At 41.1% G+C, this 16756-nt stretch carries 11 protein-coding genes, 16 tRNA genes and 2 rRNA genes (1 of these 29 running past the window's edge); 24 read left to right on the forward strand and 5 right to left on the reverse strand.

Going from position 1 to position 16756, the window contains the following annotated elements; genetic code table 11:
- The 24 genes from NSQ18_RS10350 to NSQ18_RS10465 form a co-directional block, all read left to right on the forward strand.
- Window positions 1-2498: ribosomal RNA gene (locus tag NSQ18_RS10350) — 23S ribosomal RNA — on the forward strand (it extends 429 nt beyond the left edge of the window).
- A 122-nt stretch (window positions 2499-2620) separates the two neighbouring features.
- Window positions 2621-2736, forward strand: a 5S ribosomal RNA gene (gene rrf, locus NSQ18_RS10355).
- 14 nt (window positions 2737-2750) lie between these two features.
- Window positions 2751-2825 (forward strand) — tRNA-Asn (locus tag NSQ18_RS10360).
- Between the two features lie 8 nt (window positions 2826-2833).
- Window positions 2834-2926, forward strand: a tRNA-Ser gene (locus NSQ18_RS10365).
- A 13-nt stretch (window positions 2927-2939) separates the two neighbouring features.
- Window positions 2940-3014 (forward strand) — tRNA-Glu (locus NSQ18_RS10370).
- A gap of 4 nt (window positions 3015-3018) precedes the next feature.
- A tRNA-Val gene (locus NSQ18_RS10375) sits at window positions 3019-3094 on the forward strand.
- A gap of 20 nt (window positions 3095-3114) precedes the next feature.
- Window positions 3115-3191 (forward strand) — tRNA-Met (locus tag NSQ18_RS10380).
- A 4-nt stretch (window positions 3192-3195) separates the two neighbouring features.
- Window positions 3196-3271, forward strand: a tRNA-Asp gene (locus NSQ18_RS10385).
- Window positions 3272-3279: 8 nt separating this feature from the next.
- Window positions 3280-3355: transfer RNA gene (locus NSQ18_RS10390), tRNA-Phe, on the forward strand.
- Window positions 3356-3362: 7 nt separating this feature from the next.
- Window positions 3363-3438: transfer RNA gene (locus NSQ18_RS10395), tRNA-Thr, on the forward strand.
- Window positions 3439-3446: 8 nt separating this feature from the next.
- Window positions 3447-3531 (forward strand) — tRNA-Tyr (locus NSQ18_RS10400).
- 4 nt (window positions 3532-3535) lie between these two features.
- Window positions 3536-3609, forward strand: a tRNA-Trp gene (locus NSQ18_RS10405).
- 26 nt (window positions 3610-3635) lie between these two features.
- Window positions 3636-3711: transfer RNA gene (locus NSQ18_RS10410), tRNA-His, on the forward strand.
- 26 nt (window positions 3712-3737) lie between these two features.
- Window positions 3738-3813 (forward strand) — tRNA-His (locus NSQ18_RS10415).
- Window positions 3814-3847: 34 nt separating this feature from the next.
- Window positions 3848-3922, forward strand: a tRNA-Gln gene (locus NSQ18_RS10420).
- Between the two features lie 5 nt (window positions 3923-3927).
- Window positions 3928-4002 (forward strand) — tRNA-Gly (locus tag NSQ18_RS10425).
- Between the two features lie 7 nt (window positions 4003-4009).
- Window positions 4010-4083 (forward strand) — tRNA-Cys (locus tag NSQ18_RS10430).
- 50 nt (window positions 4084-4133) lie between these two features.
- Window positions 4134-4216, forward strand: a tRNA-Leu gene (locus tag NSQ18_RS10435).
- Window positions 4217-4700: 484 nt separating this feature from the next.
- Window positions 4701-4844: a hypothetical protein gene (locus NSQ18_RS10440; protein WP_339287975.1), complete on the forward strand. Its 144-nt coding sequence runs from the start codon at window positions 4701-4703 to the stop codon at window positions 4842-4844.
- 507 nt (window positions 4845-5351) lie between these two features.
- Complete coding sequence (locus NSQ18_RS10445; RefSeq protein WP_016839102.1) at window positions 5352-5744, forward strand: MerR family DNA-binding transcriptional regulator; 393 nt, start codon at window positions 5352-5354, stop codon at window positions 5742-5744.
- The gene (locus NSQ18_RS10450) at window positions 5737-7242 is read left to right on the forward strand and encodes a long-chain-fatty-acid--CoA ligase (RefSeq protein ID WP_016839101.1); all 1506 of its coding nucleotides are present in this window, start codon (window positions 5737-5739) and stop codon (window positions 7240-7242) included. The genes NSQ18_RS10445 and NSQ18_RS10450 overlap by 8 nt, the downstream gene beginning before the upstream one ends.
- The gene (locus tag NSQ18_RS10455; RefSeq protein ID WP_016839100.1) at window positions 7239-8909 is read left to right on the forward strand and encodes an acyl-CoA dehydrogenase family protein; all 1671 of its coding nucleotides are present in this window, start codon (window positions 7239-7241) and stop codon (window positions 8907-8909) included. The genes NSQ18_RS10450 and NSQ18_RS10455 overlap by 4 nt, the downstream gene beginning before the upstream one ends.
- Before the next feature lie 520 nt (window positions 8910-9429).
- Window positions 9430-10086 carry an elongation factor G-binding protein gene (locus NSQ18_RS10460; RefSeq protein WP_016839098.1) on the forward strand — a complete coding sequence of 219 codons (657 nt, stop codon included), beginning with the start codon at window positions 9430-9432 and terminating at the stop codon, window positions 10084-10086.
- 409 nt (window positions 10087-10495) lie between these two features.
- Complete coding sequence (locus tag NSQ18_RS10465; protein WP_339287978.1) at window positions 10496-11293, forward strand: MBL fold metallo-hydrolase; 798 nt, start codon at window positions 10496-10498, stop codon at window positions 11291-11293.
- Between the two features lie 27 nt (window positions 11294-11320).
- On the opposite strand, the gene NSQ18_RS10470 is transcribed toward NSQ18_RS10465, so the two are convergent.
- From NSQ18_RS10470 to NSQ18_RS10490, 5 genes are all read right to left on the reverse strand, one after another.
- Window positions 11321-12088 carry an IclR family transcriptional regulator gene (locus NSQ18_RS10470; RefSeq protein WP_016839096.1) on the reverse strand — a complete coding sequence of 256 codons (768 nt, stop codon included), beginning with the start codon at window positions 12086-12088 and terminating at the stop codon, window positions 11321-11323.
- Between the two features lie 144 nt (window positions 12089-12232).
- Window positions 12233-13387, reverse strand: a complete 1155-nt coding sequence (locus NSQ18_RS10475) for a CoA transferase (RefSeq protein WP_339287979.1) — start codon at window positions 13385-13387, stop codon at window positions 12233-12235.
- A gap of 131 nt (window positions 13388-13518) precedes the next feature.
- Window positions 13519-14325, reverse strand: coding sequence for an enoyl-CoA hydratase-related protein (locus NSQ18_RS10480; protein WP_016839094.1), 807 nt, complete (start codon window positions 14323-14325; stop codon window positions 13519-13521).
- A 205-nt stretch (window positions 14326-14530) separates the two neighbouring features.
- A complete protein-coding gene (locus NSQ18_RS10485; RefSeq protein WP_016839093.1) occupies window positions 14531-15583 on the reverse strand; it encodes an acyl-CoA dehydrogenase family protein in 1053 nt (350 codons plus the stop codon).
- Complete coding sequence (locus NSQ18_RS10490) at window positions 15580-16734, reverse strand: acyl-CoA dehydrogenase family protein (protein ID WP_016839092.1); 1155 nt, start codon at window positions 16732-16734, stop codon at window positions 15580-15582. The genes NSQ18_RS10485 and NSQ18_RS10490 overlap by 4 nt, the downstream gene beginning before the upstream one ends.
- Window positions 16735-16756: the final 22 nt, after the last annotated feature.

Here is a 16756-nt window from a genome sequence, read left to right on the forward strand (position 1 = left end):
ACGTGAAATTCCGTCGGAATCCGGGAGGACCATCTCCCAAGGCTAAATACTCCCTAGTGACCGATAGTGAACCAGTACCGTGAGGGAAAGGTGAAAAGCACCCCGGGAGGGGAGTGAAAGAGAACCTGAAACCGTGTGCCTACAAGTAGTCAGAGCCCGTTAACGGGTGATGGCGTGCCTTTTGTAGAATGAACCGGCGAGTTACGATTACGTGCAAGGTTAAGCAGAAAATGCGGAGCCGCAGCGAAAGCGAGTCTGAATAGGGCGTTTTGAGTACGTGGTCGTAGACCCGAAACCAGGTGATCTACCCATGTCCAGGGTGAAGGTGAGGTAACACTCACTGGAGGCCCGAACCCACGCACGTTGAAAAGTGCGGGGATGAGGTGTGGGTAGCGGAGAAATTCCAATCGAACTTGGAGATAGCTGGTTCTCTCCGAAATAGCTTTAGGGCTAGCCTCGTGTGAAGAATACTGGAGGTAGAGCACTGTTTGGACTAGGGGCCCACCTCGGGTTACCGAATTCAGACAAACTCCGAATGCCAGCTATTTATACACGGGAGTCAGACTACGAGTGATAAGATCCGTGGTCAAAAGGGAAACAGCCCAGACCACCAGCTAAGGTCCCAAAGTAATCGTTAAGTGGAAAAGGATGTGGCGTTGCTTAGACAACCAGGATGTTGGCTTAGAAGCAGCCATCATTTAAAGAGTGCGTAATAGCTCACTGGTCGAGTGACGCTGCGCCGAAAATGTAACGGGGCTAAACGATTCACCGAAGCTGTGGATTCGTGCGTTGCACGAGTGGTAGGAGAGCGTTCTAAGTGCGTCGAAGTCAGACCGGAAGGACTGGTGGAGCGCTTAGAAGTGAGAATGCCGGTATGAGTAGCGAAAGATGGGTGAGAATCCCATCCACCGAATGACTAAGGTTTCCTGAGGAAGGCTCGTCCGCTCAGGGTTAGTCGGGACCTAAGTCGAGGCCGAAAGGCGTAGACGATGGACAACAGGTTGATATTCCTGTACCACCTCCCCGCCGTTTGAGTGATGGGGGGACGCAGGAGGATAGGGAATGCACGCCGTTGGTCGAGCGTGTCCAAGCAGCAAGGCGTGGAAGTAGGCAAATCCGCTTCCTAATACGCTGAGCTGTGATGGGGAGCGCGTTACGCGCGAAGTTCCTGATTTCACACTGCCAAGAAAAGCCTCTAGCGAGGCGGGAGGTGCCCGTACCGCAAACCGACACAGGTAGTCGAGGAGAGAATCCTAAGGTGAGCGAGAGAACTCTCGTTAAGGAACTCGGCAAAATGACCCCGTAACTTCGGGAGAAGGGGTGCTCATTGGGGTGCAAGCCCTGATGAGCCGCAGTGAATAGGCCCAGGCGACTGTTTAGCAAAAACACAGGTCTCTGCAAAACCGTAAGGTGAAGTATAGGGGCTGACGCCTGCCCGGTGCTGGAAGGTTAAGAGGAGGAGTTAGCGCAAGCGAAGCTCCGAATTGAAGCCCCAGTAAACGGCGGCCGTAACTATAACGGTCCTAAGGTAGCGAAATTCCTTGTCGGGTAAGTTCCGACCCGCACGAAAGGCGTAACGATCTGGGCACTGTCTCAACGAGAGACTCGGTGAAATTATAGTACCTGTGAAGATGCAGGTTACCCGCGACAGGACGGAAAGACCCCGTGGAGCTTTACTGTAACCTGATATTGAATTTCGGTGCAACTTGTACAGGATAGGTAGGAGCCGTAGAAGGGGGAGCGCCAGCTTCCCTGGAGGCGCCCTTGGGATACTACCCTGGTTGTACTGAAATTCTAACCCGCAAGCCTGATCGGCTTGGGAGACAGTGTCAGGTGGACAGTTTGACTGGGGCGGTCGCCTCCTAAAAGGTAACGGAGGCGCCCAAAGGTTCCCTCAGAATGGTTGGAAATCATTCGCAGAGTGTAAAGGCATAAGGGAGCTTGACTGCGAGACCTACAAGTCGAGCAGGGTCGAAAGACGGGCTTAGTGATCCGGTGGTTCCGCATGGAAGGGCCATCGCTCAACGGATAAAAGCTACCCCGGGGATAACAGGCTTATCTCCCCCAAGAGTCCACATCGACGGGGAGGTTTGGCACCTCGATGTCGGCTCATCGCATCCTGGGGCTGTAGTCGGTCCCAAGGGTTGGGCTGTTCGCCCATTAAAGCGGTACGCGAGCTGGGTTCAGAACGTCGTGAGACAGTTCGGTCCCTATCCGTCGTGGGCGTAGGAAATTTGAGAGGAGCTGTCCTTAGTACGAGAGGACCGGGATGGACACACCGCTGGTGTACCAGTTGTCTTGCCAAAGGCACCGCTGGGTAGCTATGTGTGGACGGGATAAGTGCTGAAAGCATCTAAGCATGAAGCCCCCCTCAAGATGAGATTTCCCATTGCATAAGCAAGTAAGATCCCTCAAAGACGATGAGGTAGATAGGTCCGAGGTGGAAGCACGGTGACGTGTGGAGCTGACGGATACTAATCGATCGAGGACTTAACCAATCATTTCAATGTCGTTATCCAGTTTTGAGAGAACAACCTCTCGTTATTAAAAAATATAAAAAATACTTGAAAAAAGTATAGAATATGATATAATAATACTTGTCTTTCGGTAAGGAATAAAGCCTAGTGGCGATAGCAAAGAGGTCACACCCGTTCCCATACCGAACACGGAAGTTAAGCTCTTTAGCGCCGATGGTAGTAGGGGGCTTCCCCCTGTGAGAGTAGGACGTTGCTAGGCTTATATAAAATCATTCCGAAGTAGCTCAGTGGTAGAGCAACCGGCTGTTAACCGGTTGGTCGTAGGTTCGAATCCTACCTTCGGAGCCATTCTTCTTGGAGAGTTGTCCGAGAGGCTGAAGGAGCACGATTGGAAATCGTGTAGACGGGGATAACCTGTCTCAAGGGTTCAAATCCCTTACTCTCCGCCATAATTAAGAGATTGGCCCCTTGGTCAAGTGGTTAAGACACCGCCCTTTCACGGCGGTAACACGGGTTCGAATCCCGTAGGGGTCACCAATTCGGAGGATTAGCTCAGCTGGGAGAGCACCTGCCTTACAAGCAGGGGGTCGGCGGTTCGATCCCGTCATCCTCCACCATAAAAAACAATTAACATTATCGCGGGGTAGAGCAGTCTGGTAGCTCGTCGGGCTCATAACCCGGAGGTCGCAGGTTCAAATCCTGTCCCCGCAACCAAAGTGGTCCCGTGGTGTAGCGGTTAACATGCCTGCCTGTCACGCAGGAGATCGCGGGTTCGAGTCCCGTCGGGACCGCCATAAAAAGTGGGTCGGTAGCTCAGTTGGTAGAGCATTTGACTGAAGATCAAAGTGTCGGCGGTTCGATTCCGTCCCGACCCACCATAAATATGCCGGTGTAGCTCAATTGGCAGAGCAACTGACTTGTAATCAGTAGGTTGAGGGTTCGATTCCTTTCGCCGGCACCATACTTTCCGGAGGGGTAGCGAAGTGGCTAAACGCGACGGACTGTAAATCCGTTCCCTTTGGGTTCGGCGGTTCGAATCCGCCCCCCTCCACCATTACAGGGGCATAGTTTAACGGTAGAATAGAGGTCTCCAAAACCTTTGGTGTGGGTTCGATTCCTACTGCCCCTGCCATTTTTAATTTTCATCAAGATATTTTGGCGACTGTGGCGAAGTGGTTAACGCATCGGATTGTGGATCCGACATACGTGGGTTCGATTCCCATCAGTCGCCCCATACATATTTTAATATGCCTGCTTTTGGCGGCTGTGGCGAAGTGGTTAACGCATCGGATTGTGGATCCGACATACGTGGGTTCGATTCCCATCAGCCGCCCCATAAAATAGAATATAAGTTGTTTATATAATATTATTGGGGTATAGCCAAGTGGTAAGGCAACGGATTTTGATTCCGTCATGCCCAGGTTCGAATCCTGGTACCCCAGCCATTCATGCGGAAGTAGTTCAGTGGTAGAACACCACCTTGCCAAGGTGGGGGTCGCGGGTTCGAACCCCGTCTTCCGCTCCAGTAATTTGGCGGCTTAGCCAAGCGGTAAGGCACGGGTCTGCAACACCCTTATCACCGGTTCGAATCCGGTAGCCGCCTCCAAAAAAATAAATATCGGTTTAACCGATTTATTTTTTTCTCTTTTTTATTATGCCGATGTGGCGGAATTGGCAGACGCGCACGACTCAAAATCGTGTTCCCAAAAGGAGTGTGGGTTCGACTCCCACCATCGGCATTAGGATTCAAGGAAACCTTATATCATCAAACCCTTCAGTAATAATGCTGAAGGGTTTTTTTGTGCGCCCGGCATGTACATGAACTATAGGGTGTAAGTCCCGAACCCCGAAGACAGAAGTAGAGGTTAGCCAAGAGCAAGGGTGTCCGTGGTGACGCGGAATCTGAAGGAAGCTGGAGGCAAAACACCGGTCCGAGGAACACGAACCTCATATAAGGCTAGGTATGATTGAGTGAGTTTGCAAAACAAAACAAAGCTCTTTCTGTCGAAGGTCATATCGAGTAGATGAGGCGGATAGATGGTGTGAAAGTGCATGTACTTACCCGGGGAGGTCTGGCGGATAGGTGAAGTACGCTTCATAACCTACTTAGTGATAAGTAGCTGAACCGTCAGAAGTCAGCAGAGGTCATAGTATTAGTTGGTCTAGAACAACTAAGAAGGACCGAACAATTAAGAGAGAATAGCCCTTGGCATTCAGTGAGTCATGATGAAAACAGAAAACGTAGTACCTCACTTGAGGAAGGAAGCGGTGAATCCCGTGGGAGACCTCTTGGAGGGTGGAGTGACCACTGGCATAAAGAGAACAGCTATTCACGGAAGTTATAAAGACTTGCGTCAATTATCTTAATTGAACCGCCGTATACGGAACCGTACGTACGGTGGTGTGAGAGGACGGGAGTTAATCGCTCCCTCCTACTCGATTCGTTCAAAACATATGGTGTTTTAACCACTTTGAAAATAGAGTGGTTTTTATTTAGGGAAATTGCAGGAATTAAAATACTTTAGGTGCGATTTAACGTGAATGGTTGCAAAAAAGGACATATCTAAACGGTGCCATTACATACCGTGAAACATCAAAATGTACAAGCAATAAATTCTTGAAGGATTTTTTTAGTAAAATGGATGGATTACGATTTTGTGGCGGTGGCTATATGCTACCGCCAATTTATTTAGTTTAACGTGTTGAAAGGCGAATCAATTCCGATAAGGAGAAACAGTCTATCAATTTTCAACTCGATTGTTGCCAATCTAGTAGCTATAATAGATTATAAAATATTCAAAAAATTCATATATCTTATTGAAGTTTACGTTAACGTCAATGTTATAATAAGACAAATTCGAAGAGGTGAGTGGAATGAAAACAATACGAGAAGTTGCAAAGCTATTCAATGTTACGCCTAGGACACTCAGATATTATGAAGAAATTGGATTGCTTTCGCCGACCCGTTCTCATTCAAAATTGCGCACCTTTTCGAAAAAAGAAATTGCAAAATTAAAATTGATCATGAGGGGCAAAAGATATGGCTTTTCACTTGACGAAATAAAGGAGATGATTATGCTCTTTGATCGCGACCGTACTGGTATTCAGCAGCTAGAAAGAACTGTAGAGTATGGTGAACAGAAAATCAAAGAAATTGAAGAAAAGATTCAAGAGTTGACCCAATTGAAAAGAGAGTTAGTGGAGTTGCATGCGACATTTAGCGAAAAATTAGCGAAATTAAAGGGGGAAAATGCTAAAAATGAATAGTTCCATGTTATTAGCAAGAAATGCCCGTAAATATCCAATGAACGAAGCGGTGATTTGTCAAGGCCGACGGGTGACTTATAAAGAATTGGACGAACTCGTTACTCGTTTTAGCCATGCTTTGCTCAATCTTGGTATTAAACAAGAAGATAAAGTCATTATCTTTATGCCAAATGTATTGGAATTTGTCGTTAGTTATTTTGCTATCCAACGAATTGGAGCAATTGTTGTTCCAGTCAATGCAAGATTCACTTTATCGGAAGTAGAATACGTAGCGGAACATGCTCAAGCAAAAGCCATTATTGCCCATGAAGCGATCTTTGCAGCAGTTGAAAACATAGAAAATATCAATCTAAAAATTAAATCAGGGACCAAAAAAGAAGGTTGGCATGATTTTGACGAATTAATTGAAAACGCTACCAATACCCCAATACAATGTCTTTTAAATGAAGATGATTATTCAACTATCCTCTATACATCGGGAACTACGGGAAAACCTAAAGGAGTTTTATTTAGCTATCGAAACATTTTAGCGGTTGCCCACATGATTGCAATTGAAATGGAAGTCAAACCAGAAAGTCGTATGTTGTTAATGATGCCACTAACCCATTCAGCACCACTACATTTATTCCTAATGTCAGCAGTACTTGTTGGAGCAACAAATGTACTCACTCCAACTTTCACGCCAGATTTATTCATCGACACAATCGAAAAAGAAAAAACAACTCACTTTTTTGGAGCACCTGTTGCCTATTTAGTTACAGCTTCTCATCCGAGATTACAAACGGCAGACTTATCATCAATGAAATGGTGGGTTTATGGTGGTGCACCATTATCTGAAAAAGAGGTGCGTTATTTACAAAAAGCATTTAGAACAGACAACTTAACTTGCGTATATGGTCTAACAGAGGCGGGGCCAAGCGGAACGTTGTTATTCGGCCATGAACATAAAGAAAAAGCAGGTAGTATTGGGAAGCGAGCAGCATTTGGAACAGAAATTCGGATAGTGAATGACATGGGAGAAGACGTCCTTGCTGGTGAAATTGGAGAAATCGTATTGTTTGGAGAAGGAAATATGGTCGGCTACTATCGCGATGAAGAAGCAACAAAACAAGCCTTTATCGGTGAATGGTTAAGATCTGGCGATTTAGCACGTGTAGATGAAGATGGCTATATTTGGATTGTTGACCGGAAAAAAGATGTGATTATTTCAGGTGGCGTTAATATTTATCCAAAAGAAATTGAAGATCGAATTTTACAATTTGAGGGAATTCATGAAGTGGCTGTCATCGGTGTGCCACACCCAGAATGGGGAGAAACGGTGAAAGCTGTGTTTGCGGCGAAAAAATCAATTGATATCGAAGAATTAAAGGCGTATTTATCTAGTCATTTGGCGAAATACAAAGTCCCACGTATTTATGAACAAGTAGAAGCTCTCCCTCGAAATGCCTCAGGAAAAATCTTGAAACAACAATTGAAAGTGCAGGCGATTACGGAATGAAAGTATTACAAAACTTGGTTACTGAGAAGGAGACAAACTTTTTTACAAGTGATGAAACTCTACAAAAAATACTAAAGCAAATGCTTGATAAAGACTTCTATGATTATGCAATGCGAGAACTAACAGATTTTGGGTCACTTGTATGCGGTGAAATTGATAAGCGTGCTAAACATACGGATCGAGAAGGAGAACCTCGTCTCATCCGTTACGATAAATATGGAGAAGAAGTATCTGAAATTTGGGTCAATGAAGGATATAGAAAAACAGTTGAACAAACTTACAATACAGGAATTGTAGGTTACGTGCATAAAGAGATTCCACAACTCGGAAGAAAAGGGAACTATGTTTATAGTTTTGCCCAAGGGTATCTTTTATCCCATGCGGAGCCAGGATTTTATTGTCCTGTGACGTTGACATTAGCGACTGCTTATTTGTTAGACCATTATGCAGATGAAGAGTTGAAGGCAAAATTTTTACCACACGTTTGTTCAACTGGGGAAGTAGAGTTATTTGAAGGGGCAACTTTTTTAACGGAGCGACAAGGTGGATCAGATGTTGGAGCAAATATGGTTGAAGCAAGATTTGACGGTACTCATTATCGATTATATGGAGAGAAATATTTTGCATCCAATGCGGGGATGTGTGGAGTGGCAATGGTATTGGCTCGCATGCCAGGTGCTCCAAAAGGTACAAAAGGTCTAACTTTATTTGCTGTTCCTTGGAGGAATGAAGACGGTTCAATCAATAATCTGCGCATCCGTAGGTTGAAAGATAAATTGGGAGTGCGCGCTGTGCCTTCAGGTGAAGTAGAATTTGACGGATCCATAGCTTATGTGGTCGGGGATCCGAAAAAAGGGATCTATTATATGCTTGAGGCATTAAATTTATCAAGAATTTGTAATGCGGTCGCTTCTGTCGGAATCATGAGAAGAGCGTTTCTAGAATCAAAATATTATCTATCAAATCGCGAAGCTTTTGGTCAAAGATTAATAAATTATCCAATGATTCAAGATTCTTTATCAAAAATGGCTGCAAAACTTCATGTTGAAGTAGCAACGACCTTTGACTTGATTCAATTATATGATTTGGTAACGAACGGTAAAGGAACTGAGCGAGATACTATTTTAAATCGATTGAACATTGCAATAATGAAGAAAGAAACTGCTGAACAAGCTGTTCGTTTCGCCCAAGAAGCGATTGAACTTCATGGCGGAAATGGTTATATTGAAGATTTTGTCACGCCAAGATTATTACGTGATGCTCAAGTGTTAACTGTTTGGGAAGGAACGGCAAATATATTAGCCCTAGAAGTAATACGATTATTTAAGAAATATAACGCACATGAGTTATTTATAGAAGAAATAAACAATCGTTTGAAGAAAGTGAAAGAATCCAACTTAAAACAAATTGTTATGGAAAAACTAGAAGAATTAGCGGAAGAATTAGAAACGTTTGTTGCTTTAGATGATGCACTGCAAACATTTGAAGCGAAAGGCATCACACAGAAATTGGCATGGATGTATGAAAGCATAGTAGCTGTTGAATGGGGAAGCCAGTACGGTGAAAAATATGAAAAACTAGCTGAAATCTATTTAGAAGATACGTGGAAGCTTCGAAAATTAGGAGATTCAATGAAAACAGTTTTATATTTTGATGAAGTGGTATAAGTGTATGACATCTATTGGTTTTGACAATCTTGGATGGTTAAAAATACGGTGATTGTAAATTAGAAAAATCCTTATTGGGTCACTCCGATAAGGATTTTTTGATCATCATTCATCGTGATTCTAAGAAAGTAGGTGTTAAAAATTAAATGTCAAAACGCATTTAAAAGTAGATTTTTATCTCTTACAACTTTATATTTACTCCTTCAATCCTACTTTTTACACAATATATAAAAGAAAGAAATCTTACATCTCAAGTGGTGGATATTTCTCTATTTCTTCTTATTCGATAGAAGCATCGAAATATTGTATAATACAATTATTGTTTGGAGGTGATATTTAATGGCAGATAAAATAAATTATCAGCCAGAAATTGGAGCTTCCCATGCAAAGTCTGTTACTGAAATGGCGATACTTTGCATGGGTGGATTGTAATTAAATCGCCTATGGTCTATCCCGTTTCTGAAACAGCTTTGCATATAACGTTAATTTCTTTATTAAATTAATTAAGGAGCTGTCAGGAATGGAAAATTATAATGTAACAAATTTTGAACCTTTTATTAGAAATGACCAATATAATTTTATTAAATACGAACTAAAGAATATTATTTCAGCATATTCGTCTATTAAAGATAAGGAAACGCTTAATGCTTTAAAATTGAATTCCCTAGATAAGATTCTAAACTTGTTTCCTGAGTTAAGTAATGAACAAATAGAATACTTTAATTATATTATTGAAATAGAAGAGGAAGCTCAAGCTAAGCATTTTCTTGAGGTATTAAAACAATTTGTTATTCCGTTTACGAATTTAACAGATAAAACTATAAGAAAACTCTTTCCTAAAATTAAAAAATTAAGAGTTCCTTCCCTTGAGGAATTAGATCTTAAGCAAATTTCATATTTTGGTTGGAACGATATTGGGTTAGGAAGAAAGTTTCTTATTGTAGAATATAAAGGCAAATTAATGGGTATTGAAGGAACATTTAAGGTAACAAACAAAGGGATATGTTCTTTATGTAACAGGTATGAAGAAATTGGTTTGTTTATGGCGAATGTAAAAAGTGGAAAAGAATCGTATACGAATAGAGGAAATTATATTTGTAAAGATAGTCAGAAATGTAATGAAAATATCACTTCAATAGACAAACTAAATTATTTCATTGAAATATTAAAAAATTAACTGTGGGTTCAATCCCACAGTTTTTTTACTTTCTAAAATTCAAATTCCCATAATAATTATCAAAGAATGGAATAAAATTTTTATCTTTACAGAATTACAAGAAATCAATAAGTTAAGCAAGCTTGTTATAAAAGACAAAAATGAAATGAGTTAATCAAAAAACAACATATCAAAATCTCCCGACAAATTCTTGATTAAAAAACTAACCACCATTAAACAAAACAGTATATAGAGTAACGTGAAAAGTAAATACGGTTCCTTTTTAAGATAGCTAAGGGCGTACTTTTCAACGTTTATTACGTACTCGTAATGACTTAGAATATTGTTTAGAGCAATCATTGAAAGAGATTCAAATTGGTAATATTGAGGATTTACGATAGTGACAAATTAATACAAAGAGGAGATCAATATGATTCAATATCAAGACAAACACCTCACCGTATTCGAAAGCCAACTTTATAAAACTACGTCCACTGTTATTCAAACTGAAGATTGTGTGATTGTCGTCGATCCATGTCTGCTTCCTTCTGAAGTGGATGAAATTCGTGAGCATGTAGTAAGCATGAAAGGAAACCGACCTGTTTATTTGATTATCACTCATTCCGATTGGGACCACATCGTGGGGGCTGGAGCATTTCCAGAAGCAATTGTTATTGCTAGCGAAGCCTTTCAGTTGAAAAATCCAAATGAGATTCTGGAACAAGTAAAGGCGTTTGATGATGAGTATTATATCGATCGAAAAACTCCGGTAGTTTATCCCAATGTGGATATTGTTGTGAAGAAAGACGGCGAGCAACTGAAAATCGGCAATACCACGCTCACTTTTTATGAAGCGAAGGGACATACGGATGATGGCATCTTTGCAATTGTTGAGCCTCTCGGGATTTGGATTGCAGGCGATTATTTATCCGATATAGAATTCCCATTTATTTATTCAAGTTCAACCGACTATATGAAAACATTAGAAAAAACGGAAGCGATTTTATCGAATCACCGAATTAAATTCTTAATTACAGGGCATGGCCATGTTGCTCGCAGCACAGAAGAAATTCTAATAAGAAAACAGGATAGCCTTAAATATATTAATAATCTTAAACAAGTGATTCAGTCCAATGCAGAACATGAACATTTAGTTGATTCATATCGTTACAAAAGAAGTTTAAAGAAGTGCCATGAGGAAAATGTACGGTTCTTGTTGAATGAATAGGTGCTAGGTACAAAAAGTGCCTGGCACCTAATACAATTGATTTTCAATTTCTTTTGCGGCTTGTTGCATTTTTTGTATGAGTTCTGTTTCATTGTAATCCGTATATCGAATTACTGGAATGACTATGCTGATTGATGCAATGGATTCCTGTGCTGCATTTAAAATGGGAACAGATATGGACCATGCTCCGCGAACTCTTTCACCGTTGCTGATGCAATAGCCTTGCTCACGAATTTGTTCCAATTGTTTCAGGAGCTGTTCCTTTGTTTTTACGGTATGTTCAGTAATCTTATCTAATTGAACATTATTTACATAATCCTTATAATTAGGCATAAATGCAAGCAGCGTTTTTGATGATGCTCCTGCGTAAAGTGGGGAAGTGTCACCTACTAGCATTTTTGTTGAAAGTGGATATGATGAATCAAAATTTAAAATGCATCTTCGTTCATAACCATCGATGATATTAAGTGAAAGACTTTCTTTTGTTTCTTCGTTTAAACGTTTTAAAATGGGTTCTGCTACAAGAATTAAGCTCGACTCTTGTTTCACTAAGTTTCCTAAATATAATAATGAGTGGCCGAGTTGATAACGCTTTGTTTGCTCATTTTTATGCAAAAATCCTTCAACAACGAAGGTAGAAACAATGCGTTGCAAACTGGAGATGGTTATTCCAGTTTTTTTGCTGAGTTCTGTTAAGGAAAGACTCGGTTCATCATTTGAGAATGCTTTTAATACTCGAATGGCTTTGTGCAGCGATGTAATTGTATAGTTTTTTTCATATGTTACTTTATCCAATTCTTACACCTACTTCACGCAGTTTTTTAGTTTAACACTTGTCCGGGAAACCTACTTCATTAAAGAGAAAATGCAAAATGAGTTCTTTTGCTATTCCATTATTATATAAGAATATTTAAGTTGTTTCATATTAACGAAAGTGTTTTATGACTGTTTAAAATTTATTGGTTGTTCCAAATACTTATCGGAATGTTCGCCAAGCAATGGAGGTGCAAGTTTATATTGGATATTTAAGCCCGAAAATTGCAATGGATTTTTAATGAATTTGACTTTGCCATATTGAGGATGTTCGAGTTCTCCAATTAAGTTGCGAGCTTTTACTTGAGGCTGCTCAAGAGCTTCAGCAATGGTATGCACTTTTCCACAAGGGATTTTATATTGATGTAATAAGAGAATCCATTCATCCCGTGTTTTAGTAAGCGTAATTTCAGATATCATTTGGCTAAGAATCGATTCATGTTTTTTGCGCAGGGAATTCGTTAAGAAACGTTCATCTTCCACCCATTCTTCGTGGCCAAGCATTTTACATAGTTTACGGAACTGGTCATTTGTACCTGCACAAATCATCAATGGACCATCTGCACAATTGAAAACTTGATATGGAGCGACATTATTATGAAGGTTGCCTAAACGTTTAGAAATGAAGCCGGCATTAATATAGGCACTTGCAACATTTGCAAGGCTGCTAATTTGCACATCAAGCAGGGAAAGATCGATAAATTGTCCTTCTCCAGTCATGTCACGCATGCGCAATGCTGATAATACGCCAATGACAACATATAGAGAAGTTAAAATATCGGCAATAGGCACCCCGACTTTTGTCGGCTCGCCATCCGGTTGCCCTGTAACGTCCATTAAACCGCTCATTGCTTGAATGACTGGATCGAATCCAGGCATATGTGCGAGAGGACCAGTTTGGCCGAATCCTGTTACTGCACAATGGATGAGGCGGGGATTGATTTTTTTTAGTTCTTCGTAATGAAGCCCCATCCGCTGCATATCGCCAGTTTTGAAGTTTTCTAATAAAATATCTGCATCTTTAATTAAGTTTTTTAATTGTTCTTTCCCTTCATCCGTTTTTAAATCAAGCGTGATGGAGAGTTTATTGCGGTTGGCACAAAGGTAGTAGGTGCTTTGTCCATTTATGAATGGACCCCAATCACGCATGCTGTCCATGCCTTTTGGATGCTCGATGCGGATGACTTCTGCACCTAAATCGCCTAAAATCATAGAGCCTGCTGGTGCAGCATAAACTCGGGATAAATCTATGACTTTTATATTTTGTAGAGGCTGTTGCATATTCAATTCTCCTCTCTAAATTTACTTTCCAGAGAATTTACGTACTGCATGTTTCCCTATACTTGATGAAGTTATATATCATTCGGCTTCTTTTTTCATTACTACATCTATATTGCACCCGAATAGTTGTCTTATTTATAAAAAGGTTTACGCTTATTGACTACTGCATCTACGCCTTCTTTAAAGTCATCAAGTTCTGTCACAATGGCCATTTGAGATGAAATGTAGTCAAGCGCTGAGCGTAAATCCATTTTTTGGCTTTGATAAACTGCCCGTTTAATAAAACGAATGGCTGTTTGCGGTCCATTTGCAAGCTTTTCTGCATACGAGCGGGTAAATTGTTCAAGTTCATTATCATCTACAACAAAGGTTACGAATCCCAATTCTTTTGCTTCCTCAGCTGTAAAAATCCTTGCGGTCCAAAACATATCCAATGCTTTGTCGATGCCAACAAGTTTCGGTAAATAATATGCACCACCATCTCCTGGCACAATGGCAACGTTTATATAGCTTTCCGATAACTTTGTTGAGACTGCAGCAATTCGAATGTCACACATTAATGCCATATCCAGTCCAGCTCCCATTGCAAAGCCGTGTATTTGTGCAATCACAGGTTTATCGATTTCTTCCAAAAGCAAAGGAATTCGTTGAATTTTCTTCCATAGTGAATTTTTACGTGCCAATCCGGTGGAAGAGATGTCCTCCTTGCTTTTGAAAAAACCTTCTCCGGCTTGCATGGCTTTCACATCGCCCCCAGCACAAAACGCTTTTCCGTTTCCTTTTACAATGACCACTCGTATCGAATCATCATCTCTTACTGTTTCCAGTGCTTTTATCCAATTGGCAATCATTTCTTCGCTAAAAGCGTTATAGCTTTCAGGACGATTTAATGTAATCGTAGCAATATGATTTTCTACTTCAAAAATTAAATCAGCCATAAAAAATCTCTCCTTTAAAATTCTTCTTCTATCTTTCTGCTAAGTTTCGTTATTAAAAAAATATCTGAGTCAAAAAATTTCAAAAGGTGAAAGGGGAAGGTGATACGGGATGTTTACTGATATCTTTCCAGTGAAACACTGGAGGAAAGTGCAGTAAAACGTCCCGAAAGCACGGCTTTTCTTAAATTTACTCAATTGAGAAATATTATTTTTTTACAACTGTTTGAGCTGTTTTTGTGAGATAAGCCCACAATTCAGCATCACGATTCAATAAATAGTCGGCAATATGTTCACTCCAAAAATCCGCATTTGTTCCTTCATCCCGCCAAGCCCATAAACGTCGAGTGTATTGGTGTAATGCATGTTCATGTGTCGTACCAATTGCAGCATGCAATTGATGGGAAACGGAAGCAACTGTTGAAATTGCGTCTTCAAAACGGATGCGCGCAAATGCAACTTCATGCAATAATTTTTGTGATTGAATAGCGGCACAAACGTTATTGAATGCAGCAATTGCAATGGCGGTTTCCCCAGCTAATTGTGCGATTTGGTATTGCACCAACTGGAAGCGGTGAATTGGGCGTCCAAATTGTTCCCGTTCTTTTGAATATTGGACAGATAACTCATTGATTTTTTCAATGGCCCCCGTCATTAAAGCGATTTTAAATGCAGTTTCGATTGTTTTGAAATAGAAAATTTGTTCATCCGATAAAACGGCTGAAGAGTGTGCTTGCGCATTATTCAATATGACTGTATCCCGTGGCTCGCTTGCCAAGTTAGTGCTTGGCTGTATCGTAGCATTAGCCAAATCGATTAGTGCAACATGCACCCCTTGATTGCTTTGTACAAGGGCTACTAGATATTTGGCATGTCTTGCCCAAGGAACGTTGTGCAATACACCATTAATTTGATTATTCTGAGAAATAAATCCATCTTGAAGGGAGTAAGTCGCAATTTTATCAACTACTGCCAGATTGCTGGTTTCAAGTATGAAGTTGGCAAATGTTGTTTCTGCAAAAGGAATGGGTGCAGCATATTTACCTGTTAAACGTACAAGATTTAGAAGGTCCTCTAAGTCTCCTCCAGCACCGCCATGTTCTTCTGAAAGGGCAACGGAGACCATACCGTTTTCTACAAATAATGTCCAAGTATCTTTTGACCAATCACCTTTTTCAAGCACATCCACTACGTCTTTTGTAACACGATCTTCCAACATGCGTTCCGCAACATCTAAAATCATCTCTTTCATTTCGCTCATTTCGCCACAACCCCTTTCGCCAACATACCGTAGAGAATTTCTGTTGTACCACCGCGGATTGTAAAACCGGGTGAATGTAAAATGGACTGAGCCATATAGCGGTCAAATTTTCTCTCTGCATCCAGTTTTGGATAGGTTTCAACGAGCAGTCGTGCAACCTCAGGAACGCTTTGTTCAAACTTAGTACCGATTGCCTTTACTAAAGATGCAGGTATGGCAACGTTTTTTCCATCGCCGGATTCCAATAATTTTGCAACTCCAATGGATAAATTCCTCAGGCTCCATAAACGGGAAAGAAGTTTTGTTGCTTGTTTTAATCCTTCTTTATTGTCCTGAAGCTTTAATTCTTGAATCAATTCGTCTATTAGGAGATACGTACTTAAAATACGTTCCGGACCACTTCGCTCAAATGCAAGTTCTGCCAAGCCTTGCTCCCATCCATTTCCAATCTGGCCTACAACCATATTGTCTGGAACAAACACATTATCGAAAAATACTTCGTTGAAATGATGTTCACCTGTTAAAAATTTAATCGGAACTATTGATACTCCTTCTGCATGTAAATCGATAATCAGTTGGCTCAATCCCGCATGTTTGTTTTTTCCATCAAATGGACTTGTGCGTACAAGAGTCACCATGTAATGACATACGTGGGCGTTGCTTGTCCAAATTTTCTGACCGTTCACAATCCAACCACCCTCTACCTTTTCTGCCCGTGTACGAACCGAAGCCAAATCCGAACCACTGTTTGGTTCACTTAAACCAATGGCAAAGTAGCATTCCCCTCGGGCGATTTTTGGCAGGAAAAATTGCCTTTGTTCTTCTGTACCGTAACGAAGTAGCAATGGCCCCGTTTGACGATCCGCAAACCAATGGGCTGCAACAGGTGCTCCACTTGCTAAAAACTCTTCCGTTAAAATATAGCGATCAATAGTGCTCCTCTCCTGACCTCCATATTTTTTTGGCCACGTCATGCCAATCCAGCCCTGTTCACCGATGAGTTTTGAGAATGAAGGATCGACACCGCTCAACCAGGAATCGCATTTTGGGGTAAAGGTTCCTTTTTTAACATGCTCTTGCAGGAATTTGCGGACTTCTAAACGAAACGTTTCTTGTTCCTGCGTAAATTGTACTGTTGGCAATCGAAACATGACATCATCCTCCTTATTTTAC

This window comes from Ureibacillus sp. FSL K6-0786 (assembly GCF_037965165.1).
In the GTDB taxonomy this organism is placed as follows: Bacteria; Bacillota; Bacilli; order Bacillales_A; family Planococcaceae; genus Ureibacillus; species Ureibacillus thermosphaericus.

Excerpts from the sequence above, each read along its gene's own strand:
- NSQ18_RS10440 (WP_339287975.1), top strand. The coding sequence starts at position 4,701 with ATGATGAAAACAGAAAACGTAGTACCTCACTTGAGGAAGGAAGCGGTG.
- NSQ18_RS10450 (WP_016839101.1), top strand. The coding sequence starts at position 5,737 with ATGAATAGTTCCATGTTATTAGCAAGAAATGCCCGTAAATATCCAATG.
- NSQ18_RS10480 (WP_016839094.1), bottom strand. The coding sequence starts at position 14,325 with ATGGCTGATTTAATTTTTGAAGTAGAAAATCATATTGCTACGATTACA.
- NSQ18_RS10445 (WP_016839102.1), top strand. The coding sequence starts at position 5,352 with ATGAAAACAATACGAGAAGTTGCAAAGCTATTCAATGTTACGCCTAGG.
- NSQ18_RS10460 (WP_016839098.1), top strand. The coding sequence starts at position 9,430 with ATGGAAAATTATAATGTAACAAATTTTGAACCTTTTATTAGAAATGAC.
- NSQ18_RS10455 (WP_016839100.1), top strand. The coding sequence starts at position 7,239 with ATGAAAGTATTACAAAACTTGGTTACTGAGAAGGAGACAAACTTTTTT.
- NSQ18_RS10485 (WP_016839093.1), bottom strand. The coding sequence starts at position 15,583 with ATGAGCGAAATGAAAGAGATGATTTTAGATGTTGCGGAACGCATGTTG.
- NSQ18_RS10475 (WP_339287979.1), bottom strand. The coding sequence starts at position 13,387 with ATGCAACAGCCTCTACAAAATATAAAAGTCATAGATTTATCCCGAGTT.
- NSQ18_RS10490 (WP_016839092.1), bottom strand. The coding sequence starts at position 16,734 with ATGTTTCGATTGCCAACAGTACAATTTACGCAGGAACAAGAAACGTTT.
- NSQ18_RS10465 (WP_339287978.1), top strand. The coding sequence starts at position 10,496 with ATGATTCAATATCAAGACAAACACCTCACCGTATTCGAAAGCCAACTT.